26 protein-coding genes are annotated in these 26918 nt (G+C 43.9%); 12 read left to right on the forward strand and 14 right to left on the reverse strand.

The annotated features are described in order from the left end of the window. Together ABDW16_RS09835 and ABDW16_RS09840 are read left to right on the forward strand one after the other, a co-directional pair. Positions 1 to 916: histidine kinase (locus tag ABDW16_RS09835; RefSeq protein WP_343669387.1), on the forward strand; the 916-nt coding region annotated here is incomplete at its 5' end. Positions 917 to 937: 21 nt separating this feature from the next. Continuing rightward, the gene (locus ABDW16_RS09840; protein WP_343669389.1) at positions 938 to 1693 is read left to right on the forward strand and encodes a response regulator; all 756 of its coding nucleotides are present in this window, start codon (positions 938 to 940) and stop codon (positions 1691 to 1693) included. A gap of 47 nt (positions 1694 to 1740) precedes the next feature. On the opposite strand, the gene rho is transcribed toward ABDW16_RS09840, so the two are convergent. After that, positions 1741 to 3486 (reverse strand): transcription termination factor Rho, encoded by a 1746-nt coding sequence (gene rho, locus ABDW16_RS09845; RefSeq protein ID WP_343669390.1) that lies wholly within the window; start codon positions 3484 to 3486, stop codon positions 1741 to 1743. A 451-nt stretch (positions 3487 to 3937) separates the two neighbouring features. On the opposite strand from rho, the gene asnS reads away from it, so the two are divergent. The 4 genes from asnS (at position 3938) to chrA (ending at position 8324) form a co-directional block, all read left to right on the forward strand. After that, entirely contained in the window at positions 3938 to 5377 is a 1440-nt protein-coding gene (gene asnS / locus ABDW16_RS09850) for an asparagine--tRNA ligase (protein ID WP_343669392.1), read from the forward strand. Between the two features lie 102 nt (positions 5378 to 5479). Beyond that, on the forward strand, positions 5480 to 5986 hold the full coding sequence (locus tag ABDW16_RS09855; RefSeq protein ID WP_343669393.1) for a biopolymer transporter ExbD: 507 nt from the start codon (positions 5480 to 5482) through the stop codon (positions 5984 to 5986). A gap of 38 nt (positions 5987 to 6024) precedes the next feature. Beyond that, complete coding sequence (locus tag ABDW16_RS09860) at positions 6025 to 6981, forward strand: 2-oxoglutarate and iron-dependent oxygenase domain-containing protein (protein ID WP_343669395.1); 957 nt, start codon at positions 6025 to 6027, stop codon at positions 6979 to 6981. A 149-nt stretch (positions 6982 to 7130) separates the two neighbouring features. Next, entirely contained in the window at positions 7131 to 8324 is a 1194-nt protein-coding gene (chrA, locus tag ABDW16_RS09865; RefSeq protein ID WP_343669396.1) for a chromate efflux transporter, read from the forward strand. A gap of 4 nt (positions 8325 to 8328) precedes the next feature. Here the strand turns inward: chrA and ABDW16_RS09870 are convergent, their stop codons facing one another. Together ABDW16_RS09870 and ABDW16_RS09875 are read right to left on the reverse strand one after the other, a co-directional pair. Further along, positions 8329 to 8760 carry a hypothetical protein gene (locus ABDW16_RS09870; RefSeq protein WP_343669398.1) on the reverse strand — a complete coding sequence of 144 codons (432 nt, stop codon included), beginning with the start codon at positions 8758 to 8760 and terminating at the stop codon, positions 8329 to 8331. A 30-nt stretch (positions 8761 to 8790) separates the two neighbouring features. Further along, positions 8791 to 9573 (reverse strand): Ku protein, encoded by a 783-nt coding sequence (locus ABDW16_RS09875; RefSeq protein ID WP_343669399.1) that lies wholly within the window; start codon positions 9571 to 9573, stop codon positions 8791 to 8793. 86 nt (positions 9574 to 9659) lie between these two features. Here ABDW16_RS09875 and ABDW16_RS09880 point away from each other — a divergent pair, with 86 nt between their 5' ends. Next, positions 9660 to 10007 carry a hypothetical protein gene (locus tag ABDW16_RS09880; RefSeq protein ID WP_343669400.1) on the forward strand — a complete coding sequence of 116 codons (348 nt, stop codon included), beginning with the start codon at positions 9660 to 9662 and terminating at the stop codon, positions 10005 to 10007. 45 nt (positions 10008 to 10052) lie between these two features. Here ABDW16_RS09880 and ABDW16_RS09885 read toward each other — a convergent pair whose 3' ends face one another. From ABDW16_RS09885 to ABDW16_RS09895, 3 genes are all read right to left on the reverse strand, one after another. Next, positions 10053 to 11102: a DNA topoisomerase IB gene (locus ABDW16_RS09885; RefSeq protein WP_343669401.1), complete on the reverse strand. Its 1050-nt coding sequence runs from the start codon at positions 11100 to 11102 to the stop codon at positions 10053 to 10055. A 90-nt stretch (positions 11103 to 11192) separates the two neighbouring features. Continuing rightward, positions 11193 to 11759 (reverse strand): ferritin-like domain-containing protein, encoded by a 567-nt coding sequence (locus tag ABDW16_RS09890; RefSeq protein WP_343669402.1) that lies wholly within the window; start codon positions 11757 to 11759, stop codon positions 11193 to 11195. 21 nt (positions 11760 to 11780) lie between these two features. Beyond that, positions 11781 to 11990 (reverse strand): hypothetical protein, encoded by a 210-nt coding sequence (locus tag ABDW16_RS09895; RefSeq protein ID WP_343669403.1) that lies wholly within the window; start codon positions 11988 to 11990, stop codon positions 11781 to 11783. 377 nt (positions 11991 to 12367) lie between these two features. Between ABDW16_RS09895 and ABDW16_RS09900 the strand changes: the two genes are divergently transcribed. Genes ABDW16_RS09900 through ABDW16_RS09910 form a run of 3 tightly spaced genes read left to right on the forward strand, consistent with a single transcriptional unit; the run spans position 12368 to position 15566 of the window. After that, complete coding sequence (locus ABDW16_RS09900; protein ID WP_343669404.1) at positions 12368 to 13687, forward strand: ATP-binding protein; 1320 nt, start codon at positions 12368 to 12370, stop codon at positions 13685 to 13687. After that, on the forward strand, positions 13674 to 14129 hold the full coding sequence (locus ABDW16_RS09905) for a response regulator (protein WP_343669405.1): 456 nt from the start codon (positions 13674 to 13676) through the stop codon (positions 14127 to 14129). Before ABDW16_RS09900 ends, ABDW16_RS09905 begins: the two co-directional genes overlap by 14 nt. A gap of 3 nt (positions 14130 to 14132) precedes the next feature. After that, on the forward strand, positions 14133 to 15566 hold the full coding sequence (locus ABDW16_RS09910) for an ATP-binding protein (protein ID WP_343669406.1): 1434 nt from the start codon (positions 14133 to 14135) through the stop codon (positions 15564 to 15566). A gap of 21 nt (positions 15567 to 15587) precedes the next feature. Here ABDW16_RS09910 and ABDW16_RS09915 read toward each other — a convergent pair whose 3' ends face one another. From ABDW16_RS09915 to ABDW16_RS09925, 3 genes are all read right to left on the reverse strand, one after another. Further along, complete coding sequence (locus tag ABDW16_RS09915; protein WP_343669407.1) at positions 15588 to 16043, reverse strand: low affinity iron permease family protein; 456 nt, start codon at positions 16041 to 16043, stop codon at positions 15588 to 15590. Positions 16044 to 16160: 117 nt separating this feature from the next. Then, complete coding sequence (locus ABDW16_RS09920; RefSeq protein WP_343669408.1) at positions 16161 to 17630, reverse strand: sigma-54 dependent transcriptional regulator; 1470 nt, start codon at positions 17628 to 17630, stop codon at positions 16161 to 16163. Between the two features lie 70 nt (positions 17631 to 17700). Beyond that, positions 17701 to 18129, reverse strand: coding sequence for a response regulator (locus ABDW16_RS09925; protein ID WP_343669410.1), 429 nt, complete (start codon positions 18127 to 18129; stop codon positions 17701 to 17703). A gap of 610 nt (positions 18130 to 18739) precedes the next feature. Between ABDW16_RS09925 and ABDW16_RS09930 the strand changes: the two genes are divergently transcribed. Beyond that, a complete protein-coding gene (locus ABDW16_RS09930) occupies positions 18740 to 18979 on the forward strand; it encodes a hypothetical protein (RefSeq protein WP_343669411.1) in 240 nt (79 codons plus the stop codon). 39 nt (positions 18980 to 19018) lie between these two features. Next, the gene (locus tag ABDW16_RS09935; RefSeq protein ID WP_343669412.1) at positions 19019 to 20332 is read left to right on the forward strand and encodes a DEAD/DEAH box helicase; all 1314 of its coding nucleotides are present in this window, start codon (positions 19019 to 19021) and stop codon (positions 20330 to 20332) included. On the opposite strand, the gene ABDW16_RS09940 is transcribed toward ABDW16_RS09935, so the two are convergent. The 5 genes from ABDW16_RS09940 to ABDW16_RS09960 all read right to left on the reverse strand — a co-directional run bounded on the left by ABDW16_RS09940 (position 20325) and on the right by ABDW16_RS09960 (position 26905). Continuing rightward, positions 20325 to 21329, reverse strand: coding sequence for an NAD(P)H-dependent glycerol-3-phosphate dehydrogenase (locus ABDW16_RS09940; protein ID WP_343669413.1), 1005 nt, complete (start codon positions 21327 to 21329; stop codon positions 20325 to 20327). The two genes, ABDW16_RS09935 and ABDW16_RS09940, sit on opposite strands and share 8 nt — an antisense overlap. A gap of 81 nt (positions 21330 to 21410) precedes the next feature. After that, positions 21411 to 23447: a glycoside hydrolase domain-containing protein gene (locus ABDW16_RS09945; RefSeq protein WP_343669414.1), complete on the reverse strand. Its 2037-nt coding sequence runs from the start codon at positions 23445 to 23447 to the stop codon at positions 21411 to 21413. Between the two features lie 86 nt (positions 23448 to 23533). Beyond that, positions 23534 to 23809, reverse strand: a complete 276-nt coding sequence (locus tag ABDW16_RS09950) for a hypothetical protein (RefSeq protein ID WP_343669416.1) — start codon at positions 23807 to 23809, stop codon at positions 23534 to 23536. Between the two features lie 300 nt (positions 23810 to 24109). Then, positions 24110 to 25417, reverse strand: coding sequence for an efflux RND transporter periplasmic adaptor subunit (locus ABDW16_RS09955; protein WP_343669417.1), 1308 nt, complete (start codon positions 25415 to 25417; stop codon positions 24110 to 24112). Between the two features lie 33 nt (positions 25418 to 25450). Further along, complete coding sequence (locus ABDW16_RS09960) at positions 25451 to 26905, reverse strand: TolC family protein (RefSeq protein WP_343669419.1); 1455 nt, start codon at positions 26903 to 26905, stop codon at positions 25451 to 25453. Positions 26906 to 26918: the final 13 nt, after the last annotated feature.

Below are 26918 nucleotides of genomic sequence, written 5' to 3' on the forward strand. Positions count from 1 at the left end.
TGTTGCCCCTTCCCTGCTCATCATTGTGGGAGTCTTGCTGCAAGCTATGTTCTTCCTTGCAGGACTGAGTTACCGCAATAAACTGGTGCATCACGAAAGAACCCGTACCCAGGAACTACTGATCAAACAGCTGAATAAAAACAAGGAGCTGCAACACAAGCTGAATGAACAACTGGAAGAATTGGTAAAAGAACAGACCACGGAAATTCTTCGCAAGAAACAGGAGCTCGAAGAACAACGGAAAATTCACCTGGAAACAGAGTACAATAAAAAACTGACAGAGATAGAACTGAAGGCCATCCGTGCGCAAATTAATCCACACTTTATTTTCAATTGCCTCAATTCCATACAGCTGTTCGTCATGCAGCGGGATTATGAATATGCACAGAAGTATTTGTCTGATTTCTCTTACCTGATCAGGAAAACATTGGACTTTTCAAGACGCAATTTCATATCACTGGCAGATGAAATCGCATATCTCAATACCTATCTTGGATTGGAAAAGATGCGGTTTGAAAATAAAATGGAATATGAGCTGCTGGTAGATCCGCTCATTGCAACAGCAGAACTGGAAATACCTGCTATGCTGCTGCAACCGTATGTGGAAAATGCTGTAAAATATGGGATGACAAATTCCCGTAACCATATTGGGCAATTACTGATACAGTTTAACCAGGTAGCACCAGATATGCTGGAATGCCTGATTGAAGATAATGGTATTGGTATAAACAGGTCTAAATCCATGCGTACTTTGCCGAAACATCACCAGTCTTCCGGCATGGAGATCAGCTTTAACCGTGCGGAGTTGCTCAACAAGATGTACAACACTGGCATTCATATAGATATCATTGATAAATCGGAGAAAAATTCTGTGGAAAGTGGTACTATTGTGCGGATACTTATTCCCCAATTGTAGGCCAACTACCCTTTAGATTTTATGATAAAGGCCGTAATTATAGATGACGAGCGCAATAGCCGGGACATTATTTCGCTGATGCTGGAAAAATATTGCCCGCAGGTAAAAATTGTAGCTACTGCTTCTGACTGTACTGATGGTATTGCTACCATCCGGGAATGCCAGCCCGAGCTGGTTTTCCTCGATCTTGAAATGCCTGATGGAACCGGGTTTGATGTATTACTGGGTACGCAGGACGTGCCCCAGTTTGAGGCTGTATTTGTTACTGCATTTGAAAAAAAGTTTCTGCATACCATCCGCTTTAGCGAAGTGGAAATCATTTTAAAACCAATAGATCGGGAAAGTCTCACGACTGCCATCGCTATTATCAGTGCCCGACTGGAAGCTGGCAGGAGTAAAGACCGGTACAAGGTACTGCTGGCCAATTTTAACAATAGCCGAAATACAAGCCTGATGCTGATGTTGCCACAATCGGGAGGTGATGATACGACCATCGCTTTATCGACAGTAACATACCTGGAAGCGCTGGGCGATAAAACGTTGTTTTACCTGGATGATCATCACCAGGTACAGTCGAACCGACCATTCCGGTATTATGCAGATCTGTTCAGCACCTTAAGATTTTACCAGGTCAATAACCTGCAGATGGTGCAGATGAGCCAGATTGGCCATGTAAGTACAGAAGGTGGAAATGTAGTAATGAGAAATGGGGTAACGTTGGAAGTAGCGGAACGGCGAAAGAAAGATTTACTTTTACATTTGAAACAGTATAAATAAAAAAGCATCCCGGTCGGGATGCTTTTTTATTTATGGCTGGGAGTTGCTTATCCGTTCATAGAGATCAGGAACTCTTCATTATTTTTAGTCCCCCTCATGTGCTGTAACATGAAGTGCATGGATTCTTCTGTATTCATATCCGCGAGGTGATTGCGGAGAATGTGAAGGCGTTTCAGATGATCCTTATCAAGGAGCAGATCATCACGGCGGGTAGAGGAAGCAGATACGTCGATGGCAGGGAAGATACGTCTGTTCGCCAGTTTGCGATCCAGTTGTAACTCCATGTTACCGGTACCTTTGAATTCTTCGAAGATTACTTCGTCCATTTTAGAACCAGTATCGATCAGTGCAGTAGCGAGGATGGTGAGTGAACCACCATTTTCGATTTTACGGGCTGCACCAAAGAATTGTTTTGGTTTCTGCATAGCATTTGCTTCCACACCACCACTCAGTACTTTACCGGAAGCAGGAGCTACGGTGTTGTGTGCACGGGCGAGACGGGTGATGGAATCCAGCAGGATAACTACATCGTGGCCGCATTCTACCAGGCGTTTTGCTTTTTGCAGGGCGATGGCAGAAACTTTTACGTGTTTTTCAGCTGGTTCATCGAAAGTAGAAGCGATGACTTCTGCTTTTACGCTACGTTCCATATCGGTTACCTCTTCCGGGCGCTCATCGATGAGTACTACCATCAGGTAAACTTCAGGGTGGTTAGTTGCGATAGCGTTAGCTACTTCTTTCAGCAACATGGTTTTACCAACCTTAGGCTGTGCTACGATCAGACCACGCTGACCTTTACCAATAGGGGTAAACATGTCCATGATGCGGGTAGAGTAGTTATTGGAAGTAGTAGTGAGTCTCAGTTTCTCGAAAGGAAACAGTGGTGTCAGGTAATCGAATGGTACGCGGTCACGTACTTCTTCAGGTGATTTACCATTGATCGTTTCCACTTTCAGAAGAGCGAAGTATTTCTCCCCTTCTTTCGGAGGTCTAACGGAACCTTTAACGGTATCGCCTGTCTTCAGACCGAATAATTTAATCTGGGAAGGAGACACGTAAATATCGTCCGGAGAACTGAGGTAGTTATAATCGGAAGAGCGGAGGAAACCATAGCCATCAGGCATCATTTCCAGCACACCTTCACTGAGGATAATACCATCAAATTCTATATTGAAAGCAGGTTCTTTCTGCTTGTTGCTGAAACGCTGTTTCTGCGGCACGATAGGCTCTTCAGGCATTACGAAGTCGTCGTCGTCATCCTCTTCTTCCTCTTCATCTTCGTCTTCTTCCTCCAATACTACTTTCTTTGCAGGAGTAGCAGGCGCCTTGGTATTAGTAATTAATTCTTCCTCTTCATCCTCTTCGTCTTCAGTAAACTGAGGGATGATTTCATCGTCGTCGTCGTCAAATGTAAGGGAAGGAATACTATCCAGGTCTATATCGAAGTCTTTCTTTTTGGGTTTGTTTTCGGATGCCTTAGGTTCTTCAACTTCTTTAGCTTTATTGAGTGCTCCAGGTTTTCTGCCGCGTTTTGGTTTTTCATCTGATGCGGCTTCTGCTACTGGTGCTTCTTCGTGTTCGTCTTCTTTTTTTGCTGATTTCCGTTTACGTGTCTTCTTTTCTTCTCCATTGGCCGGGTTACCTTCTGAGGCCATTACTGCCTGCTTGTCGAGAATTTTGTAGATAAGATCCTGTTTGCTCAGTTTTTTGGCGTTTGGCACATCCAGTTTCTCTGCAATGTCAAGCAGCTCAGGAACGAGCATGTCGTTCAATTGTAAGATGTCGTACATCATCGTGTGTTGTCAAATTTTAGAAGTGTTGCAAGGTGGGTACCACTACATACCAACATACACCAATTACAAAATAATTGTTTTTTGAGTCCAATAAATTTAATCTGGTTATTAAATCTGATAGGGAATGTTGAGTTTAGGACTGCTGATGAAGATGTGAATTTGAACTTAATCAGACAGATTGTAACGCAAGATTAAAACAACTTTCGCTATTATCCAAAAAAAAAGCAGGCTCCAAAATGCCTGTAATCCGGCCCTGAGGCCCCTTGGCGAGCGGTTTCAGGGAGGAAAACACCGGCCCACAGCCTGTCTTCGGATATGGTCCCGCTTATTGCCCGCAACTTTCCTGCCAAATCGGGGACAACAGTATTTTTCCACATTTAACATTTTATTTGGAAAAGGGTGTAGAATCACCCTTATCGCTTAAATTTGCAATCCTAAAAATTTACATTATATGAGCCAAAGAACGAAGGTTAAGCAGATATTGCTTGACGAGAAAACAGACTACAACGTAGTGGTAAAAGGTTGGATACGGTCTTTCCGTAACAATCAGTTTATAGCTTTGAACGATGGCTCTACCAATAATAATATCCAGATTGTATTGGATCAGAATTCCGTATCTGCTGAACTAATCAAGCGCCTGACCACAGGTGCCGCCATCAGCGTATCTGGAACCGTGATTCCGTCTCTGGGTAAAGGCCAGCGCGTAGAAATCAAGGCTGTAGAGCTGGAAATTCTGGGTGACTGTGACGGTGAGAAATATCCCCTGCAGCTGAAAAACCGCCCGAGCCTGGAATATCTGCGCGAAATTGCACACCTGCGCTTCCGCACTAACACCTTCGGGGCTATATTCCGCCTGCGTCATGCACTGGCCTTTGCAGTACACAAATTCTTCAACGAAAAAGGCTTTGTATACCTGCACACCCCTATTATCACGGCATCTGATGCCGAAGGCGCTGGCGAAATGTTCCGCGTAAGTACCCTGGATCCTAAAAATCCGCCACTGACCGAAAATGGCGACATCGATTATAAAGAAGACTTCTTCGGCAAAGCGACTAACCTGACCGTATCCGGCCAGCTGGAAGGTGAACTGGGAGCAATGGCATTTGGCGATATTTACACTTTCGGGCCTACCTTCCGTGCAGAGAATTCAAATACAGCCCGCCACCTCGCAGAGTTCTGGATGATAGAACCTGAAATGGCTTTCTATGACCTGGAAGACAATATGAACCTGGCAGAAGCTTTCATCAAATCCGTAATCGGCTATGCGCTGGAAAATAACAGGGAAGACCTGGAATTCCTGGCGGCACGCCTTGCTGAAGAAGAAAAACAAAAACCACAGCAGGAAAGAAGTGATATGGGGCTGATCGAAAAACTGGAATTTGTACTGAACAATGAATTTCAGCGTCTCACTTACACAGAGGCAATTGACATTCTGAAAAACAGTAAGCCAAATAAATCCAAAAAGTTCAACTACCTGATCGAAGAATGGGGCGCAGATCTGCAGAGCGAACACGAACGTTACCTGGTAGAAAAACACTTCAAAAAACCGGTGATTCTCACAGATTACCCTGCGGCTATCAAAGCTTTCTACATGAAGCAGAACGAAGACGGTAAAACAGTAAGAGCAATGGACATTCTCTTCCCTGGTATCGGTGAAATAGTAGGTGGTTCCCAGCGTGAAGAAAACTACGACAAGCTGGTACGACGCATGGAAGAAATGAAACTGCCGGTAGAAGAAATGAGCTGGTACCTGGATACAAGACGCTTTGGTACGGCTCCACATGCAGGTTTTGGTTTAGGTTTCGAAAGACTGGTACTGTTTGTAACTGGTATGGGAAATATCAGAGACGTGATTCCTTTCCCAAGAACACCAAAGAGTGCAGAATTTTAATTTTTAATATGCATAATATTTTAAATGGCTCCGGGTGAAAATCCGGGGCTATTTTTTTATGGAATATTGTTACGGGTGTGTCTATATTATAAATCTTTTGTTATGGCTGAAATGAACACCCAATCCAACCCTGGCAAACAAAGAGGTGGCCAGCGCGCTAAAAAACTGAGTACCCGGGTAGATATGACCCCTATGGTAGACCTGGGATTCCTGTTGATCACCTTTTTCATGTTGACCACTACCCTGCTGCAACCCAAAACCATGGACCTGATTATGCCCCGTGACGACGGTAAACCGCAGCCCCTGGCAGAAAGTAACGCCATGACCGTATTGCTCGGCGCCAACAATACAGTGAAATATTACGAAGGCATGTATCATCCTGAAGACGTAAAATCCACTACCTATGCGAATATCAGGGATGCGATCATCAAAAAGAAAGAAGAAATTATGAAGAGAACAGGCGACAATAAACTGATGGTACTGATCAAAGCCGACAACGACGCCAACTATAGAAATGTAGTAGACATCATGGATGAAATGCTCATCAACCGCGTGGACCGCTATGCTATGGTAGACATTACAGAAGAAGAAAAAGCATTACTGAAATAGGCATTTTCTATACCTTAGTGATGTAAATCGCATTAACTATGGTAACGACACATTCCATCCCTGTTGTAGACCTCGCCGCCTTTACGAAAGGCGACGCAGCCAGCAAAGCAGCCTTTGTGCAGCAGCTGGGTAAAGCTTATGAGGAAGTAGGATTTGTAGCAGTTAAAAATCACGGTATTCCCGACAAACTGATTGAAGACCTGTACAAGTATGTACAACAGTTCTTCGCCCTGCCAGCTGATGTAAAGCGCAGTTACGAAATCCCGGAACTGGCAGGCCAGCGTGGTTATACTTCATTTGGTAAAGAACACGCAAAAGGATTTGACGCCCCCGACCTGAAAGAATTCTTTCAGTTTGGACAAACTGTAACAGACGGCGATCCGATTGCCAAAGAATATCCGGATAATGTAGCGGTAAAAGAACTACCTGCTTTTACACCCACCTGCACAGCGGCATACAAAGCTTTTGAAACCTCAGGTATCGCCCTGTTACAGGCTATTGCATTGTACCTGGGACTGGATGAGCATTACTTCGACCAGTTCGTTCACAATGGTAATTCCATCCTGAGAGCGATCCACTATCCTCCTATCAAAGAGGAACCTAAGTCTGCCATCCGCGCAGAACAGCATGAGGATATCAACCTGATTACCCTGCTGGTAGGCGCTTCTGCCGATGGTTTGCAAATTCTGGATAAACAGAATAACTGGGTACCGGTGACCTCACTGCCTGAACAAATTGTAGTGAATGTGGGCGACATGCTGCAAAGACTTACGAACAATAAACTAAGATCTACCACACACCGTGTAGTGAATCCACCCCGCGAGCTGTGGGGCACCAGCCGATTCTCTATTCCATTCTTCCTGCATCCTAAGTCAGAGATGCCGCTGAATTGTCTTGAAAGCACAGTGGATGCGGAACACCCGAGAGAGTATGAAGCAATTACCGCTGGTGAATACCTGGATGAGCGATTGAGAGAAATAGGATTAAAGAAATAATTCACTATTAATAAAGCCGGTCACAATGTGGCCGGCTTTATTTTATGATAAATATCATGATTAACCCAGCAAAATCAACCTTTTGTCGCATAAATGTTTGATATTTTCAATATTTTATTGAAATTCGGGCAGCCGTAATTTCCCGCATAGTGTTTCTTCGTCATATTCCATTCCTGCGGGCTGTTTTTTTACACAGTTTAACAGCCTATGGTGGCCCGCAAGGTCACCTGGCTATGATGTTGAAAACATTTGTGCAGCAAAGAAGGGATGTAACAGAACAGGAGTTGATGGAATACAATGCCTTCTGTCAGCTACTCCCGGGTGCTTCTTCTTCCCAAACCCTCACACTGATTGGCTACAAACGCGGAGGCGTACCACTGGCGGTAGTCACCCTGCTCATATGGATAGCTCCTGCCTGTTTCCTGATGGGATCACTGAGCTTCCTCTTACAATACTTTGATCAGAAAGCACTGCATACAGACATCTTCAAGTACGTGCAGCCCATGGCAGTAGGATTCCTTGTTTATGGCAGTTTACGTGCTTTCAGTATCAGTATCCGCAACCTGGCTACTTTTATCATCATGGTGGTCGCCCTGTTCACCGCTTTGTTCCTGAAATCACCATGGACCTTTCCGGCCCTGATTATATTGGGGGGTATCGTGTCTAACTTCAGTAACAAGCGTATTCCAGATCACCCTGATAAGCCTAAAAAGATCCAGTGGACAAACATCTGGTTGTTTGCCACACTCTTTATACTCGCGGGTGTATTCTCCGAAATAGCGCGTACGCATAACTGGATTACCCGTCGTCCTTTTAACCTGTTTGAGAACTTTTACCGTTTCGGTAGCCTGGTATTTGGTGGTGGTGATATACTGATAGCGATGATGCTGGAGCAGTATGTAACCCGTGCCAAATCGGCATTTATGAGTGCAGAAGAGCTACTCACCGGTGCTGGTATCATGCGGGCCTTACCAGGACCTACCTTCTCCATTACCGCCTATGTAGGAGGAATGGTAATGCGCAACCTGGGGCCGGGCTATCAGCTGCTGGGCTGCATGCTGGCACCTGTGGCTATATTTTTACCCAGTCTGCTACTGGTATTATTCTTCTTTCCTATCTGGACTAATCTTAAGAAATATGTAGTTATATACCGTGCATTGGAAGGTATCAATGCAGCTGTGGTAGGTATCATGTGGGGGGCAACTATCATGCTGTTCATGGCCATACCTCATACATGGTATAATATCCTGATCACCCTGGGTACGCTGGCCATACTGGCATTCTCACGTCTCCCCTCTCCTTTCATCGTACTTGCCTGCCTGCTACTGGGCTGGTTAATGTAATCCCTTAGTCTGATTTAGTCGTTTTCTGGTTTCTTTTGAACACCATTGCAGCAATAATTGATGCTATTATGCCTACAATGATGTTGGTGAAAAAGACATTACCAAACAGGTAAATCCAGAAATTGGTTTCCGTCTGATCAGCTTCCATAAAGTGGAATACGACTGAAAACAAGGTAGTGATCACCACTGCCCACAAAGTGGTCCTGAATCCCATTGAAAACATGGCCATCATATTCGCACGTTCATGATGCTGACTATTGTAATGTATCACGGAAAACAGTACCCCCAGGAACAGCACCAGCGAACCAAAATAGCCTGTCCAGATCATACCGGATACCTGTGTAACATAAAAGATAATGGTAAAAACAATAGAGATTACTGCTATGGTGATACCATATACCGGAGATAGATTGGTATGTCGGTTTGCTTTATCCATAATACATGATTTTACCAGTATCAAAAACAATTATGATGCCCGCTTGCGACCGTTGCCCAAACTGGCTTTCAGCTGACTAAACAGATCGGTACTTTTGGTATGCACTACTTTCATTTTCTTCACAGTCCGCTTCTTACCACTCGCTTTTTGTTTAATAATTTTCAGCAGCTCTGCATGGTACTCGTCTTTGAACTGGCTGATGTCAAAGCCTGCCGTATAACTCTCTACCAGTTTTACAGCCATATCCAGTTCTTTTTTCTGAATTTTTGCAGCCGTGCCTGATGGTAAAGCCAGTTCTTCAGCAGAGCGGATCTCTTCCTGAAAACGCAGTTGTTGCAACAGCAGATAATTTTCCCGTGGACGAATTATTACAACATGTTCACTGGTGCGCAACACAAATCTGCCAACGCCGGCCTTTCCTGTTTGTTCCAGCGTTTTTTGCAACAATGCGTACGCTTTGGTGCCTGATTTTTCAGGTTCTATAAAATACGGGGTTTCGAAATAAATGTCATCAATCTCTGTTTCTTCTACAAAAGCTTCGATGTTGATAATCTTTGTTTTTTCAGGGGCCGCTGCCTCAAAGTCTTCGTCTTCGAGAATGATGTATTCATCATTATACAGGTATCCTTTTACTATTTTATCCCAGGGTACTTCTTTACCTGTGCCTTCATTGACACGGTGAAATTTTATGTGTGCATGATCACGCCTGTCAAGCATATCAAGGTCGAGTCTGCTGTCCTGAACAGCACTGTATAATTTCACCGGAATATTGACCAGCCCGAAGCCGATAGTTCCTGACCATATTGCTCTCATAGTAATTGATTTAAACTTTTATTGACATCCAAAGGATATGCCATGGCACGGCTTTTGGATTTTTGATCAGTAAAAAACCTTTGTTTATGGAAAAGCCAGGTGAAATGACAACACTCACCAGAGTGTTAGAAAAACTGCACAATAAAGGTCTGGATCATGAGTTGGTAATGAGTGACCATGGCCGCTTGCAGAATAAAGACAAGCAAAAGATCTACAACCCTGATGAGTTGAAGATTATTAAAACCTACCGTTTCGAAGGAGAGTCTGATCCGGGCGATATGTCGGTACTGTATCTCATAGAAGACAAGGAAGGAGAAATTGGTTATGTACTGGATGCATATGGCACCTACAGTACACACGAAGAGTCAGGGTTTGATGAATTTATCCAGAAAATACCGGTAGAAGACAGAGAAGATCAATTGATCTTTGCTTAATTTATAAACTACTAAAAACTTTTTTAAATGACGGGCGATTGTTACTTACGATCGTCCGTTTTTCAAAAATTTCAACAGCACCCGTTCATCGTTATGTAATCCTCCCCTGGGTGCTTTTTCCCTGCCTGCTTTCAAAGCATCCAGATATGGTTCAAGCTTACATTGTTCATATGCTTCCACAAGACGGGGATGAATGTAATATTTTTTACAGACGGCCCTGGTATTTCCCAGTTTTCCCGCTACACTATCAATGATACCAACCAGGTTTTGTTTGCACTCCTGCTGCGATGCAAATGGTGCCAGGTCTGCCAGCAGGTTCAACGCATGCAGGGTACCTGACCAGGTACGAAAATCCTTGCAGGTGAAGTCCTCTCCTGTCCAAAGTTTGAGGTGCTCATTGATATCGCCTGAGTCAAGTGATTTATGCTCGCCACTTTCGTAATACTGAAACAATTCCTGGCCGGGAATATCTCTTACTTTTTGCAATAATCTGGCTAATTGGCGGTGTTTTAGTGTAATCTGCTGCATCACTCCTTTCTTTCCTTTGAATTTAAAGAAAGCCATTCCACCGCTGATTTTCACATGCTGATCGCGCAGTGTGGTAAGACCATAGGAGCCATATAATTTTTCATAAGCTGCATTGCCTACACGGATCAGTGTTTCCTGCATCACACTGAGTGCAATGGCGATTACCTTTTCTTTGTCCAATGTTTTCTTTTTCAGCGCATCTTCAATATGGCGGCGCAATTGCGGTAGTTTCTCCCCAAAATGTAGCAGGCGGTCGTACTTGGTTTCGTTACGGACTTTGGCCCATGTGGAATGGTAGCGGTACTGTCTTCTACCCCTGGCATCAATGCCTGTGGCCTGCAGGTGGCCATTGGGATACGGAGAAATCCATACTTCCTGCCAGGCAGGAGGAATTACTAATCCCCTGATGCGATGCAATGTATCTTCATCAGTAATTCTCGCTCCATGCTGGTCCTGGTAGTAAAAGCCACTTCTTACTTTAACACGGGTATAACCAGCTGAACCAGATTTTACATATCTCAATTTCACGGCCTTTGCGGTGGCCATTGCTGCTGCGACTAAGTCCATAGCTGCTCATAAATTTAACCCTTAAAAAAGGCTCCATACATTTTTAAAATGCAGGAGCCCCTCGGGGTTTTCAATAATTAGTAAGAACAATTATTCTGCAGAAGCTTCTTCATTAACAGAAGATTCTGCTATTTGTGTGAGCAGACTATCTGCTTCTTTTTCTTCACCCAGTGTCTGCTCTAATATAGTAGCTACATCATCATTGCCCATGACATGTGCGAGTGTACGCAGGCTACCATATGCAGCGATTTCATAGTGTTCTATTTTTTGTGAGCAGATGATGATGCCTGCATCTCTTACAGCGGTATCTTCTTCTGTTTCTTCCACTACTTCCTGTCCTTCTGCAATCAGGCCTTCCATGGCTTCACATTTTTTAGCTCTTGGTGCCTGACCCAGCAATTCGAATACATGTTCCAATCTTTCAACATGACCTTTGGTTTGCTCCTGGTGTTCAGTAATTGCATTGGCCAGTTCTTCAGAGGTGGCTGCTTTGGCCATTTTGCCCAATGCTTTTACAAGATTTTTTTCAGCCCAGTAAATATCTTTCAGTTCTTCGTTGAACAGTTTCTGGAATTTAGATTCGGGCATAGCATTTTTAGAAGCAGATTTTTTTGCCGCTGTGCCACTCTTTGATTGGGTCCTGGTAGTTGTTGCCATAATTTTTTGAGTTTTTATGTGTTAAGCTTTTGGATTAGGAGGAGTACGATGTGTATCGTGATCAGGTATCTCATTTGGAACCGGATTTCTTTCCGGCCCCTGGGGTGATGGCGGAGGTGTAATCTCCGGGCCCGGAGCCGGGTTGGGGTTCGTTGGAGGTGGCTTTACCGGTTGTTTTTCAGGAACGCCTCCTGGAGGCGGATCACCTGCGAACATTGTATGGTGTAACATGGTGATTAGTTTTTACAGAAATGAAAACAAAGTTCATTCCCGGTGTAGTTTTTTTCGAAAAAAACTACACCGTCTTCCCTTTTAAACCCCTTACCACAAAGCATTTCAAAATTATACCACTTACGTACACAGCTATATTTTTTCATGCAGCAGCCACAGCTGCACATGCTGTAGACAAGTGATTTCATATTGTAGAATTTGTTTCCACTCCATAACGGAAACTTTTAGTACATTCGACTGCTGTCGAATAAACTACTATGCATATCCCGGTTCAGAAAAAGCTACGCGCAGGATTCTTTATAGCTGCTACTGTAATGATCATTGCATCTGTTTGCTCATATATTGTCACCAAGAACCTGCTTGATAATGCTAGATGGATGAACCACACTATTGAAATATCCAAAAGGCTGGAAGTAATCACCAAGCAGGTAAAAGATGCGGAAGCCGCTATTCGTGGTTTTAGCATTACCGGGGACACCGCCTTCCTCCGGCCTAGTATGCAGGAACGTAGCATCAGGATCGAAGAAGAATATCTGCATCTGCGGGAAGTAACCAAAGGCAGTGTGAAACAACAGCTTCACCTGGATACCCTGAAACAACTGCTCGATAATAAATATAAACAGCTGGCAGCCGGTGAAACCAAATGGCGGTCCTACCAAAAGGATACATCCTCCGTACAGGAAGGTGAAAAATCGATGTCCAGAATAGACCGGAAAGTACAAGACATGATGAAAATAGAAGAAGGTCACCTGCATAATCAATCTGATATGCAGCGATTCTATTCCATGATATGGGCGCCCGTGATCTTTATTTCTTCACTCATTGCTATCTTCATAGGCATCTATTCCTACGTGACCCTCACCAGGGAATACCGCCTGCAACTGCATATCGAATCAAGACTGAAATCTTATCAGCGGGATCTGCAACAAAACATCAGCCTGCTGAATAAATCCAACGAAGAGCTGGAACAATTTGCCTATGTAGCCAGTCATGATCTGCAGGAACCGCTTCGCAAGATCTCTACTTTCAGCGACCGCTTACAAATGAAATACGGCTCGCAGCTCCCTGCCGAAGCCAATGAACTGCTGGCACGTATGGGAAGCGCTGTCACCCGCATGCGGGTATTGATCAATGACCTGCTACTTTTTTCAAGAGCAGGCCGCATTGCCCCTGAAAATATTGTAAAAACAGACCTGAATATCCTGCTCCAACAAGTGATCAGTGACCTTGAAGAAAGCCTCCAGGAAAAGAAAGGGATCATTCATACAGAAGTTCTGCCTGTCATAGAAGGCAACCCAACCTCCCTGCAGCAGCTCTTTCAGAACATACTGACAAATGCAATTAAATTTGCCAGTCCTAAGCGGCAACTGGAAATCAGCATTCGTTGCCAACTTTTGAAAGGTGCTGCACTGGATATACCCGTAAGAGAAAATCAACTGGAAGATACATTTTGCCGCCTCTCATTTGAGGATAATGGTATAGGATTTGAACCGGCCTATGCCGAACGCATTTTTTTGCTTTTTCAGCGGCTGCATGGCATGAGTGAATATTCAGGAACTGGTATTGGTCTGGCTATCTGTAAAAAAATCACAGACAGCCATCATGGTTATATCAAAGCCCATGGCGCAGCTGGCATGGGCGCAAATTTTATTGTTATATTACCACTTACCCAAACCCATCAGGATGAGCAGTATTAAACCTGCCGGAAAAATTAGCATCCTTATTGCAGATGATGATGCAGACGACCAGGAACTGATCAAGGCCGCTTTTGAAGAAAATAGTACAGATTATCAGATCAACTTCGTAGAAAATGGAGAAGAACTGTTGCTTTACTTACGGCGGGGTGGGCAGTATGCGAACGAAATGCTACACCCGCGTCCACATATCATACTGCTGGACCTCAATATGCCCAAGAAGGATGGTCGTGAGGCATTAAAGGAGATAAAGGCTGATCCCTTATTGAAGAGCATCCCTGTTATCATTCTCACTACCTCCATGGAAGAAAAGGATATTGCTAAAAGCTACGAGCTGGGTGTAAACAGTTATATCATCAAACCAGTGACCTACTCAGGACTCGTGGAATTCACCAGTGTATTAAGTAAATATTGGTTCGAAATTGCAGAACTACCAAATGTTTAAAGAATGACTGATCAACCCGTTCACATACTGATGATCGATGATGACGAAGATGACTTTTACCTGGTAAGCCAGTTATTGCAGGACATCTCTCCGGGTCAGTACGATCTGGCCTGGGCTCCCACCTATTCAAAAGCCGTAGAGGAAATAGAACGGAAAAAACATGACATTTACCTCGTAGATTATCGCCTGGGACCATATACAGGTATCGACATCCTCCACCACTTCCAGCAGCTGCAATACAAGGCACCAGTGATTATGCTCACGGGTAAAGGGGATTACAGTATAGATAAGGAAGCGATGCAGGCAGGTGCTTCTGACTACCTGGTAAAGGGGGAAATCAGTGCTGACCTGCTGGAGCGCTCCATCCGCTATGCCCTGGATGAGGCCCGCCATCTGCGCACCATCGAAGAAAAAGAAAAGAAATACTTCAGTGTGTTTGAAAAAGCACACGACCTCATTATACTGGCAGATTGTGACAAGAACGTCATTGACGCAAATCCGGCAGCCATCAGGACCCTGCTGTATAGTAAAGAAGAGTTCCTGCAGCTGAATCTGAAACAACTGTTTCTGCAGGAAGAGCAAAGCCGCCACTTCTTCAACCACATCTGTGGCGAAGACAACACCCTGCAAACAGAGTATAACTTCGTAACCAAAGAAGGCAAAAAGCTGGATGTAATGGTCAGTGCGGTTATGCTGGACGAAGCAGAACAAATCTTCCTCTGCATTGCCCAGGACATCACGGAGCGAAAAAGAGAAGAACTGGAAAAGCAACAACAACAGAAGTTCATTGTCACCGGCCGCATTGCCCGGGTCATCGCTCATGAAGTAAGAAACCCGCTTACGAATATTCTGCTGGCCGTAAGCCAGTTTAAAGGCGAGCCGGTAAGCATGGAAGAAAGCCAGGTATATGTAGATATTATAGAGCGCAACTGTACCCGCATCAACCAGCTCATTACAGAACTGCTCAGTTCTACCCGTATGATAGAGCTGAACATTCGTGCACATGGTGCAAATGAACTGACAGAAAAAGCATTGCTGCTGGCCCAGGACAGGTTGCAGCTGAATGAAATAAAAGTTAAGAAGGAATACAGTTATCCTGACATCATGGTGCCTGCTGATGAAGAAAAAGTGATCATTGCATTGCTTAACATTATCATCAATGCCATTGAAGCAATGACCCCTGGCAAAGGTGTGCTCACAATCAACACAGAGCGCCTGAAAGACAAAGCAGTTATCATGATCAGTGACAATGGTCCGGGTATACCTGAAGAGACGAAAATGAGGCTGTTTGACCCCTTCTTCACGAACAAACCGAAAGGTACTGGCCTGGGGTTAACAAGCACACAAAACATTATAATGAACCACAAAGGAACTGTACATGTAGAAAGTGAAATTGACAAAGGAAGTGTATTTACAGTCGTGCTGCCTGCTAACTAATCACATTAAAAGGCCGGAGACTTACTGGTTATCCGGCTTTAATTTCTCATCTGTATTTTCAATTGCCTCTTCCACAGAGTGCGACTCTTTCATCGACATTCTCTTCTTCGTTTCATCCGCCAGCTTGCAATAATATTTATGCAGGGTATCCAGTTCTTCTTCTGATAAATCTTCTATTACAATGAGGCGATTGCTGGCCATTTTGTTGGCTGCGATCAGTTCATTCAGTTTCAATTGTACAGACTTGGAATCTTTGTTCTGTGACTTTTGTATTACGAACACCATGAGGAAAGTGATGATAGTAGTCCCCGTATTGATGACCAGCTGCCAGGTATCCGAGTAATGAAATACAGGCCCTGTAAGACCCCATACAATGATGGCCAGCAATGCCAGAAAAAAGGCTGCAGGTGAGCCAGTAGCATGACTGACCTTGCTGGAAAACTTCTCAAAAAAATTTACGTTGGATTCTTCTTTCATGACATTGCATTTATTTACAATGATGAAAAGGCAAATAGTATACCTGTTGACAATAAAAAGGGGCACTATAAAGCGCCCCACAATAAACTATAAACAAACACTATATTGATCAATAAATTAATAATTTATGTTCAGTAACCGCAGCTTGTTGTACAGGGTTTTCCTGTCGATGTTCAACAGCTGTGCGGCCTTTGTTTTATTATATTTTACTTCTTTGAGTACATTGATGATCTTATTGTATTCTGCCTGCAATGCAACTGTTTTCAGATCATTTTCGTTGGTAATGGAAATCAGTTCACCAGACATATTCACCTGGTGATCTTCTTCATAAGAAGGTTGCTGGGAGAATGCTTCTTTCATTTCCAACGGTAAGGTAGACAGGGTGATGTCTTCATGTTCCGGTGTCAGCAGGCAGGCGCGGCGAATTACGTTTTTCAGTTCGCGGATATTACCTGGCCAGTTATAACGGTTGAAGCATTCCCATACCTCGTGAGTGATCTTGCCACAATTCTTTTGTAGTTCTCTTTCTACCTGGCGCATGAAGGCATCGACGAATAAAGGCAGATCTTCTACCCGCTCGCGCAATGGTGGAATATAGATAGTGAATTCATTGAAGCGATGGAAAAGATCCTCACGAAAACGACCTTTCTGCACAGATTCAGACAGCTTTTCATTGCTAGCTACAATGATGCGCACATCGATCGGAATTTCCTTCAGGCTACCTACACGACGAATTACCTTTTCCTGGATCACACGTAGCAGGGCTACCTGTATATCGTAAGAAAGATTCGATACTTCATCAAGGAAGAGCGTACCACCATGAGCTTGCTCAAAGGCGCCAATCTTGGTATTGATCGCACCTGTGAATGCACCTTTTTCATGACCAAACAGTTCACTCGCCGCCAGTTCTTTCGAAAGGCTGCCGCAATCCAGTGCCACAAAAGGTTGAGAATAACGTTTACTATGGTGGTGAATGAGGTGGGCTACTGATTCTTTGCCTGTACCTGTTTCACCAAATATGATGGTACTATAATCGGTAGGTGCCACCAGCTTAATCTGACGGATTAATTCGCGGGCGCCAGTGCTTTCACCATATACATATTTATTGCTTTTATCCAGCATCTCACCATTAGGCTCATCTGGAGATGTAGCAGCAACCGCAGGTCTTTCTACGCTGCCATTGTAAGTTCTGGCAGGCATAGAAGATTCCCTTTCGCGTTCGGAATCCATGTGTGCAAAGGCTTTATGCACAAGGTTGAGGATTTCATCCGGATACAATGGTTTAGATAAGTAATCATAAGCACCGTTCTTCACCATATCTACAGCAACTCTTACATCGGTATAACCGGTAATAATGATTACGATTGTACGGGGATTGATTTGCAATATGTCCTGTAATAACTGAGCACCATCTGTATCCTTTAAACGATAGTCACACAACACCAGATCAAATGTTTTCTCCTTCATCATTTTCAGTGCAGTAGCACCGCTCATAGTAGTATCTACTTTGAAGCCATGTTTGCCCAGAAATTTACTAAGCAGTGTACAAATATTGATCTCATCGTCTATAATCAGAATATTTCTCATAAAAGTTATATGTGGTGTTAGAACAACAGCTTTTTTAAATTTACTAATTAATACCTTTCATTGCAATGCACTATCTGCTTAACATGTTACTCATCAGCTCATCCAGGCTTTTAACATTGAATGGCTTTGCGAGAAAGTAACTGGCACCTGCCTTGAGTGCCTTCTGTTTTTCCATACCATTATCGTAAGCGCTGATGGTAACGACTGGCAAGGCCGGACATTTTTTCTTAATAGCCGGTAATGCTTCTAATCCCGAGCCATCTGGCAGATGGATATCCAGGAAGAGTAAATCCGGTTGTTGCTGCTGCAAATACTGCGTTCCCTCAGTGAGCGAATGCACATATTTTACATTATATCCATGTTTAACAAGACTCAACTGTAACAGTTTGCAGATGTCCGGTTCATCGTCAATAATCAGAATAAATGATTTGTTCATCCCCTCATGCGTATATACTGCATCGGATGGGGGTCTCACATCCGGTTTAATATGCTGTGCCATGCTTACACTTGTTCCATTAATAAATTGATTATCAAAAAAATAGAAGGATTCATTTCGTATGGGCCCACATTTCAGCTGTTTTCCCTGCTCCCTATTTCTCAAGTATAGTAGGTTCAAATATCAATCCATTATGCCTGTGGCAGCTTCTACAAGATATTCCATTCAAAAGTGTGGATTTATTTCCACAATTCATGCTTCCCTATAACCACAATTCCTGGGGGAGAAGTGTGGAATCGCCAGATGGGGTGCATGGTATGGTAATTGAAACTTTTATCCACGAAGCATAACATTTTTTTCATTCATAGCTGTTGTTTTAGTTTATTGTCCTGGGTTAACAATACCCAGGACAATTTTTTTTGGGTGACCGACTATTTTTTTTCATTAACATAGCGTTCACAATATTCTGAGATCAAGACACTACATTTGACCCAGACGACGAAAAGCTAATTCAGACACCCTGCTGACGAGCAGGTTCAGCATCATTTATTTAATACATTTTATTAACAGGTTCCTGAGCGATTGCCTGGCTATTATATTAGCCAGGCTAACGCTATCATTCATCCTGTGAAAAACCGTTACTCTTTATTCATTTTAAAACCTACATCTTCACATGCGCACGCTTGCTTGTAGTATTACGGTCAACGGGGTAAGCAGGAAAATATCCCTGCGTAAGAAAGCCAAAGAGAAAAAGTATCTCGTAGTTATGAAAGGAGAAGTGCTGGAATACACCTTTGACAAAAACAATATACTTTCACAGTCGGCGGGGCCGGCTATTACAGAGGCCGGTCTATCCGAACATATTGAATGGATGATCCGGAACTATTTCGGTCCCGAACCTTCCGTTCAGTAGTTTGAATAACTTACAGAACTCCCGTACTTTTGCCCCGCAATGCAAAATGTATACGAAAATATCCTCTCTGCGCTCCAGATAGATGCGCTGAATGAGATGCAAACCGCATCTATCAAAGCAAATCAGGAAGCAGACAATGTCATCCTGCTCTCAGACACCGGCTCTGGTAAGACCCTGGGCTTTTTAATACCTGTATTGGAATCACTGGACAAAACAGTACCCGGTACCCAGGCCCTCATCGTCGTGCCCTCCAGGGAACTGGCCCTTCAGATCGAAACTGTATGGAAAAACATGCGGACTGGTGTCAAAATCACCTGCTGCTATGGTGGCCATAAAAGAGAGACAGAAGAAAATAACCTCCTGGAAGCACCTGCCCTCATCGTAGGTACCCCTGGCAGACTGGGTGACCACCTCCGCAGGGAGAACATCAAAACTGAGAATATCAAAATGCTGGTACTGGACGAGTTTGACAAGTCGCTGGAACTGGGTTTTGTAGAAGAACTGGAATTTATTCTCAACTCTCTCACCGGGCTGAAAAAACGCTTACTCACCTCCGCCACCAGCACTGTAGAAATACCAGAATTTGTAAACATGGAAAATCCTGTTACCCTGGATTTCCTGAGTGGTGAACCCGCTCCTGCCCTGGCTATACAATACCTGGAAAGCCCCGAAAAAGATAAACTGGACACCCTGTTCGAGCTTATTTGCAAACTGGGTAACCGCTCTACTATTATCTTCTGTAACCACCGCGATGCTGTGGAACGGACCAACTCACTATTGAAAGATAAGGGTCTGGTAAGCGTATTCTATCATGGCGCCATGGAACAGCACGAAAGAGAAGCAGCGCTTGCTAAGTTCAGGAATGGGTCTTCCAACCTCCTGGTTACCACCGACCTGGCAGCAAGAGGACTGGATATTCCAAATATCCGTTACATCATTCACTATCACCTGCCCGCCACAGAAGCCATCTTCACCCATAGAAACGGTCGTACAGCCAGAATGGATGCCAGCGGCACTGCCATTCTAATCATCGGCCCTGAGGAACACCTGCCGGATTACATTTCCGAAGAAGTCGACCTGATCTCCCTGGAAGGTGACTACGAGATTCCGGAAAAGCCAAAGTGGACGACCTTCTTTATAGGAGCCGGCAAGAAAGACAAGGTGAACAAAATCGATATTGTAGGTTTCCTCAGCAACAGAGGTGAACTGAAAAAAGAAGATATCGGCTTAATTGAAGTGAAAGATTTCTACTCTTTTGTAGCAGTACGTAAGAGCAAGGCCAGTCATGTGCTGAACCTCATACAAAATCAAAAGATTAAGAATAAGAAAGTGAAAATAGCGATCGCTAAATAAAACCTTTTTCCAGCGCCAGAAATGCTTCTGCAGCATTCTGGTGCTGCCATAATATGGAAAATACCGCCTGCGCTACAGGCATATATGCCCCCACCTGCTCATTCATTTCTTTCAGGCACTTACTGGCATAATACCCTTCGGCAATCATGTTCAGCTCCAGCTGGGCAGATTTCACGCTATATCCCTTGCCAATCATATTTCCAAAGGTACGGTTACGGCTATGGAGGCTGTAACAGGTTACCAGCAGATCGCCCAGGTAGGCACTGGCATTGTAGTTATGCTCTGTAACAGGCTCCGTATGATCCTGGCCGTAAGTTTCCAGGAACTGCTGCATCTCTCTGAAGCAGTTGGTGATATATACACTGAGAAAGTTATCTCCATAATCCAGCCCATGGGCAATACCGGCACCTAATGCATAGATATTCTTCAATACAGCAGCCAGTTGTACGCCAATCACATCTTTGTTCACAATGGTCTGTAAGTAACTATTGCTAAAAAGATCGGCCATTTGCTGGGCTGCATCCTCTTCCAGGCCGGAAAAGGTGAGGTAAGATAGCTTTTCATTGGCCACTTCTTCTGCATGGCAGGGACCAGTGATGGTAAAGTATTGATCTAAAGGAAGATTGAAGATATCTTCCAGGTATTCGTTAATGAGCTGGTTGGCACCGGGAACCAGACCTTTGATAGCATTGATTACCTTTTTCCCTTGCAGGGCATCGGTGGGTAGCTGTAAGAGCACTTCTTCCAGGAAGGCCGAAGGTACTGCCAGTACCAGTACATCGCTGGCTGCTACTACGGCTTCCAGGTCATTGCTCAACTGTATCAGATTGGTATCAAAGTATACAGATGTGAGATAATGTTTATTGTGGTGGCGTTGCTGCATGTACCGGATCGTCTCTTCACTTCTGATCCACCAGTTGATCTGTCTGCCATTATCCGTTAATATTTTGGCCATGGCTGTAGCCCAGCTGCCGCTACCAATAATTCCTGCTTTCATCCCTGTATCCAATTTCCTGCAAAGTAAAGGAAGTTCAATAAAAAAACGCCTTTGCTGGGGGCAAAAGCGTTTTTTTATTAATTATTTCGTAAGGTAAATATTGGCGACTCCCTGTTTCTCATTAGGTTTATCACCTGCTACAATGGTGAGCTCCCCTCCTTTCGTAATCTCCTCCTGCGTAATCCAGTTCCGGTCTAATTGTTTTCCGTTCAATAATACCTGTTGGATGTACACGTTCTTTTCTCCAAAGTTCCTGACCTGCACATGAAATTTTTTTCCACCGTTCCACTCCCACTCTACTGACTCAAACAAAGGTACATTCAGGTAATACACCGGTTCCCCAATACAAGCCGGGAAAATACCTGCAGCAACCAGTACAAACCAGGAAGACATGGTTCCCGCATCGTCATCCATTGTTCTTGCATAAGCTGCTGGCTGATTCTTGTAAATCACATCTATCTCAGATCCAATACCCCTGCTATTATCATTGAAGTAGTGCTGAATCATAGTATCCACCGCAATTTTATGTACAAGGGCCTGGGACTTCCATGGTTGTGTTGTCATGTTGTACTGAAAAGGTGCTTGCAAATCTGGTTGATTGGTATGATTGTAATAATCATGACCAAAGAATTCATCCAGCTGTGCAATGTACTTTGCTTCGCCACCACATAATTCAATCAACCCCCTGATATCAAAAGGCACAAACCAGCGATACTGCCAGATTGTTCCCTGGTACAAGCCCCTTGCCTGCATCTGGTCTACATCGCGACGGGTCAGGTCCTGAAAATCTTTTGTCCAGTATTGCTTATAATTAGCTGCCTGCTCACGATAGGAAGTTGCTTTCTGAGGATTCTGCAATGCATTGAAAATTCCTGACATTGCCCAGAGATCATAAGAAGATTCCAGCGCTTTATCAGGATGTGCAAAATCTAAATTCGCCGCTTCTTTTTCAAGAGAATCAGCAATAGACTTAAAGTCTACATTATATCCTTTGCGATAAGCATCGAGCAATACTACTTCCGCATGTTCTGTACGAACGGTGATGCTAGGTTCATGCAGGGTAGCCATATCCTTTTTACCATGCGCATACAAACCTGCAATAGAAGTCATCATATCCTGGTATTCACCTGGAAATGCTATAGACAACAACGGTAGCTGTGCACGATAGTTATCCCAGATAGCCCAGCCATTGTATATCTTGCTACTTGTTTTTTGCAAAGTACCATCAGTGGCTGCATAGCTACCATCTGGCTCTGATACTACATAAGGAGATTGAATAGAGCGATAGAATAAAGAATAAAAAAGTTTCTCACGGGCAGGATCACCTTTTACCCTGATATGTCCCAACATAGCATTCCAATCTTTGTCACTGGCGGCTTTCAGGGTCTCAAAGTTACTATTGTTGATAGCTGCTTTTGCATAGGATTCCCCTACGGCAGAAAGAGCTACACGTACATTGAGCAACCTGGTATCGTTACTCACGCGCGCAATCAGCTGATGATTGCCGGTAGAATCCCAGGTTACCCCTTGTTCTGCTTGCAGGTAGTAGTAAATGCGGTAAATTCCTGCGCCACAGGTAGTACGGGATTCAATCCATCCACTCACTGAATTGCCATTGATGGTATGCTGTTCAGCCACAAAACGGCCTACATGTGCAAAACCGAGATCAATGAACAAGCCTTTTTTACCTGCCGGAAACTGGTACTGATGTAAGCCGGCATTTTTATAAACGGCAAATGAAGCCCCGATACCATTCTCAAATGCTACTGCATAATACCCCGGCGACGCTTTCTCCGCAGTCTTGATCAGGTCCGCTTTTGCAGGTGCATCACCCAGGAAAGGGCGCACCAGCAGGTTACCACCACAACCCTGGCAGCCTACACCTTCCATACGATTGTGTGTAAAACCCAGAAATTCTTTTGCGAGATACTCATACCCGGTGTGGGTGGATGGGTAGGTTTCCGGACCTATGCTAAGCATGCTAAAGGGATAGGATGCTGCTGGGGACATTTGCCCATGGTCTCCGGATGAGCCAAGGAATACATTCACCTGACTGCTTTGCTGACCTGCTGCCACCAAGGGCAAGAGGCTTAAAAAATATATGACAAGCCTTTTCATACCTAAAAGGCCTAAATATATACTACAACGCCCACATATACCAGTCAGTACTGTATAAGTGGGCGTCGTAACAGATGAACTGTTACTTATTCAGCTGTTGCTGTTGCAGGAGCAGCTGTCGCTTTTTTGGTCTTAACAGCTTTCGCTGGTTTGGTTTTCTTTTTAGCGCTAACTGCTTTTTTCTTTGCTTTCTCGACACCTTTGCTCAATAACTTTGCAGCCTTTTTGATTCTGTTTTTGAACTTTGTGTCTCCCAGGTCTTTCTTCAGATCGACGAGCAGCAGATCCAACTTCTTCTCAATATCATGGCGGGCATCTTTGCTGGTAGATTTACCAGCTTTGGGCGTTTTGGTACTTGACATAACCTCTTAAATATTTACTTAATGTGATAACATAAAATTAATGTTAAATTAACATTGGGCAATGTTAAGTTTTTCATGAGATAGACTTATAAAAGGCAAAATGGGCATACTCAACAAGTGAATATGCCCAATACTTTAGTTTCCGTCTATAATATGTTTAGGTCAGACAATTGCAGACGCTGGTAACTTATATGTTACAACATATAAGCAAAGATCTGACCAGAATTTGTTAAGTAAAAAACAAAACGCTTCTGGTCGGCGACCAGAAGCGTTTTGTTTAAAAAAAGAGTTTATCAGCAGTTATTTATTCGTATTCTCAAACAGGTCTTTCTTAGGCACCACCTTTACCTTCTTATCATTTGCCAGGTCTTTCGAAATAGCTGAATAAGGCGCTGTCACAATGGTATCACCCTGTTTAATACCTGTTAATATTTCAATATAGCTGTCATCCTGTACACCTGTGGTAACAGATACCTGTTTCACTGTTTTGTCAGGTTTTAGCATAAAGACAATTTCACTGTTATCGCTGGAACTGCTATCCTTTTCTCTTGTAGTCACCGAGTTGATAGGAACAGACAATACATGGTTCTTTCGCTGGGTCTGAATATCTACAGAAGCACTCATACCCGGGCGGAATGGATAAGGTTTTTTACCAGTGATTAAATCCTGGTAGCTAGACTGCAGGATGCGTATATGTACCACATAGTTCGTCACCTGGTCGGCAGAAGATGTAGTTGTAGAAGTGCTGGTCGCTGCATTTTTGCTGGAACTGGCTATCTGGGTTACAATACCTTTGAACTTACGGTTATTATAGGCATCTACCTCTATGATGGCAGTATCATTATATTTTACACGGGGAATATCGTTCTCGCCCACATCTACCTGTACTTCCATGGTATTCAGATCTGCAATACGCATGATTTCAGTACCCGTCATCTGCGCAGTACCTACCACACGCTCCCCTTTCTTCATTGGCAGCAGGGATACGATACCATTCATAGGGGCAACGATAGTAGTTCTGTTCAGGTTAGTATTTGCCTCTGTAAGGCCGGCACGGGCGCTGGCCACGGCATAGCGGTTACTGTTTACAGCCTCCACAGCAGCGTTGTAATCTGCCAGGGCAGAGCGATAAGTACCCTCAGCTGTTTCGAACTCACTCCGGGATACCACCTTCTGTGCAAACAGTTCTTTGTTTCGATCGTAAGCCAGCTTGTTCTGATCCAGCTTAGCTTTGTATGCGGCCAGTGCAGCGGAGCTATTTGCCTGTTGCGCCTGTGCCTGGCTCAGGGCAGCATTGGCTTTGTCCCTCATTGAGCCGTATACGTCCGCATAAATCTTAACCAGTACCTGGCCCTTACGAACGGAGTCTCCTTCTATAACCGGAAGGTCAACAATTTCACCGGATACGTCAGAGCTTACCTTTACTTCGGTCTCTGGATAAATTTTTCCGCTGGCAGACACCACCTCTATAATGTCTTTATAACCAGCCGTTTCTGTTGCTACTTTGATACCTTCAGATCTTCTGCTTGCCAGCAGGACCCAGATAATAATGACAAGTCCTATAAGAGGTATGATCACTCTATAAAGTGTCTTTCTTTTTTTCTTCATATGCCGGTGTATTTCAAAAAGGAGCGGGACTTGCTACAGCGCTATTTTTTGATCCCTGTAAAACTCCAGAAGCTTCATTTTAAATATATAGTCGTATTGCGCGGATACTTTGTTGATCTGCGCATTGAACAATTTGCTTTGTGTAGTAATATAGTCAATCGTATTCATTAAACCCAGATCAAATCGTTTAGTGGCAAAATCAAATGCCTTTTGGGATGCATCTACTCCCCTGGATGCGGCGTAATACTTTTGCAACGATGTTACAGCATTGGCATGAGCAGTATAGATATCCTGACGAAGTTTCTGGTTATCCTTTTCCATGGTCAGTTTCTGCGTTTCAATATTCAGCCTTGCCTTCTGCATATTGGTACGGAATGTCCATCCATTCAGAATAGGTATATTGAGAGACAGGCCAAGCGTTTGCTTAAAGTTATTGCTGATCTGGTCTCCCAATGGGATAGTTGTGTAATTATAGGTGTAATCATACCCTGTAGTCTTTACATCATATGTTACTCCATTTACATCTACCTGTCCCACCGTAACTGAATATGGGGTTGCCGTTTTTAAAGTGGTATTTTTAGCACTATTTGCATAGCTGCTATAAGCCTGTCCTGAAGCTGATAACGTTGGATACATCTGCGCTTTGTAAGCAGCATATGATCTTTCATAAGATTTAACCAGCAACTGATCTGCCTTCATCTGGGGGTTGTTGGATTTGGCTGCGCTATATACCATTTCCGGGTCAACTTCATCCAGTCTTGGCAATGGAATCTCAGTGATATTATCCGGGATCTGGGGTACGTATGGTTGATCAAAACTCAGGTTCAACAACGCTTTCATCTGTAAGGTAGATTGAATCACCTGGTTCTGTGCATTCACCAGGGTCACACTGTCTGTAGCCAGCTGCGCTTCCAGGTCGGCCTGGTTACTCTCTGGTACGGATCCGGCTATTACCAGTTTTTTCGTATTCTCCAACTGATCTACTGTGAGTTTTACCTGCACCTCGCTAATGTGCACCTGTTCAATATTTAGCAGTATCTGTAAGAATGCGGTCGCAATATTAAAAGCGACATCGTTCTTCGCTTTTTCCAGCAACTTATCCTGTGCCTGATATTGGTATTTATTTGCCGCGATTGTATTCTGTTGGTAAAAGAAATTAAAGAGCGTAGCCCCTGCAGACAAACCACCGCTATAAGAAGTAACAGCAGAGGTGATAAATGAGTTGGTATTGGGGTCAATATTACGACCATTTGCATAAGCTCCACTCAGGTTCCCACTCAGCGTAGGTATCTGGGCCATCTTGCTTTGCTTAAGCGTCAGTTCTGCCAGCCTTTTCTGAACGACCTGCTGCCTGATATCTATATTATTAGCCAGGGCATAATCTACGGAACGCTGAAGGCTCCAGGTATCCTGGGCTTTAGTTGCTACAATGTTAGCAAACAATAAACAAATTGCCAGGATACATCCCGGGTACTTGGATAATTTCATGACATTCCAAAAA

Source organism: Chitinophaga sp., from assembly GCF_039596135.1.
GTDB lineage: Bacteria > Bacteroidota > Bacteroidia > Chitinophagales > Chitinophagaceae > Chitinophaga.

Bases quoted from the DNA above. Each gene is read 5' to 3' on its own strand.
- ABDW16_RS09840 (WP_343669389.1), top strand. From the start codon at position 938: ATGATAAAGGCCGTAATTATAGATGACGAGCGCAATAGCCGGGACATT.
- rho (WP_343669390.1), bottom strand. From the start codon at position 3,486: ATGATGTACGACATCTTACAATTGAACGACATGCTCGTTCCTGAGCTG.
- asnS (WP_343669392.1), top strand. From the start codon at position 3,938: ATGAGCCAAAGAACGAAGGTTAAGCAGATATTGCTTGACGAGAAAACA.
- ABDW16_RS09855 (WP_343669393.1), top strand. From the start codon at position 5,480: ATGGCTGAAATGAACACCCAATCCAACCCTGGCAAACAAAGAGGTGGC.
- ABDW16_RS09860 (WP_343669395.1), top strand. From the start codon at position 6,025: ATGGTAACGACACATTCCATCCCTGTTGTAGACCTCGCCGCCTTTACG.
- ABDW16_RS09870 (WP_343669398.1), bottom strand. From the start codon at position 8,760: ATGGATAAAGCAAACCGACATACCAATCTATCTCCGGTATATGGTATC.
- ABDW16_RS09875 (WP_343669399.1), bottom strand. From the start codon at position 9,573: ATGAGAGCAATATGGTCAGGAACTATCGGCTTCGGGCTGGTCAATATT.
- ABDW16_RS09880 (WP_343669400.1), top strand. From the start codon at position 9,660: ATGGAAAAGCCAGGTGAAATGACAACACTCACCAGAGTGTTAGAAAAA.
- ABDW16_RS09885 (WP_343669401.1), bottom strand. From the start codon at position 11,102: ATGGACTTAGTCGCAGCAGCAATGGCCACCGCAAAGGCCGTGAAATTG.
- ABDW16_RS09890 (WP_343669402.1), bottom strand. From the start codon at position 11,759: ATGGCAACAACTACCAGGACCCAATCAAAGAGTGGCACAGCGGCAAAA.
- ABDW16_RS09895 (WP_343669403.1), bottom strand. From the start codon at position 11,990: ATGTTACACCATACAATGTTCGCAGGTGATCCGCCTCCAGGAGGCGTT.
- ABDW16_RS09900 (WP_343669404.1), top strand. From the start codon at position 12,368: ATGAACCACACTATTGAAATATCCAAAAGGCTGGAAGTAATCACCAAG.
- ABDW16_RS09905 (WP_343669405.1), top strand. From the start codon at position 13,674: ATGAGCAGTATTAAACCTGCCGGAAAAATTAGCATCCTTATTGCAGAT.
- ABDW16_RS09910 (WP_343669406.1), top strand. From the start codon at position 14,133: ATGACTGATCAACCCGTTCACATACTGATGATCGATGATGACGAAGAT.
- ABDW16_RS09915 (WP_343669407.1), bottom strand. From the start codon at position 16,043: ATGAAAGAAGAATCCAACGTAAATTTTTTTGAGAAGTTTTCCAGCAAG.
- ABDW16_RS09920 (WP_343669408.1), bottom strand. From the start codon at position 17,630: ATGAGAAATATTCTGATTATAGACGATGAGATCAATATTTGTACACTG.
- ABDW16_RS09925 (WP_343669410.1), bottom strand. From the start codon at position 18,129: ATGGCACAGCATATTAAACCGGATGTGAGACCCCCATCCGATGCAGTA.
- ABDW16_RS09930 (WP_343669411.1), top strand. From the start codon at position 18,740: ATGCGCACGCTTGCTTGTAGTATTACGGTCAACGGGGTAAGCAGGAAA.
- ABDW16_RS09935 (WP_343669412.1), top strand. From the start codon at position 19,019: ATGCAAAATGTATACGAAAATATCCTCTCTGCGCTCCAGATAGATGCG.
- ABDW16_RS09940 (WP_343669413.1), bottom strand. From the start codon at position 21,329: ATGAAAGCAGGAATTATTGGTAGCGGCAGCTGGGCTACAGCCATGGCC.
- ABDW16_RS09945 (WP_343669414.1), bottom strand. From the start codon at position 23,447: ATGAAAAGGCTTGTCATATATTTTTTAAGCCTCTTGCCCTTGGTGGCA.
- ABDW16_RS09950 (WP_343669416.1), bottom strand. From the start codon at position 23,809: ATGTCAAGTACCAAAACGCCCAAAGCTGGTAAATCTACCAGCAAAGAT.
- ABDW16_RS09955 (WP_343669417.1), bottom strand. From the start codon at position 25,417: ATGAAGAAAAAAAGAAAGACACTTTATAGAGTGATCATACCTCTTATA.
- ABDW16_RS09960 (WP_343669419.1), bottom strand. From the start codon at position 26,905: ATGAAATTATCCAAGTACCCGGGATGTATCCTGGCAATTTGTTTATTG.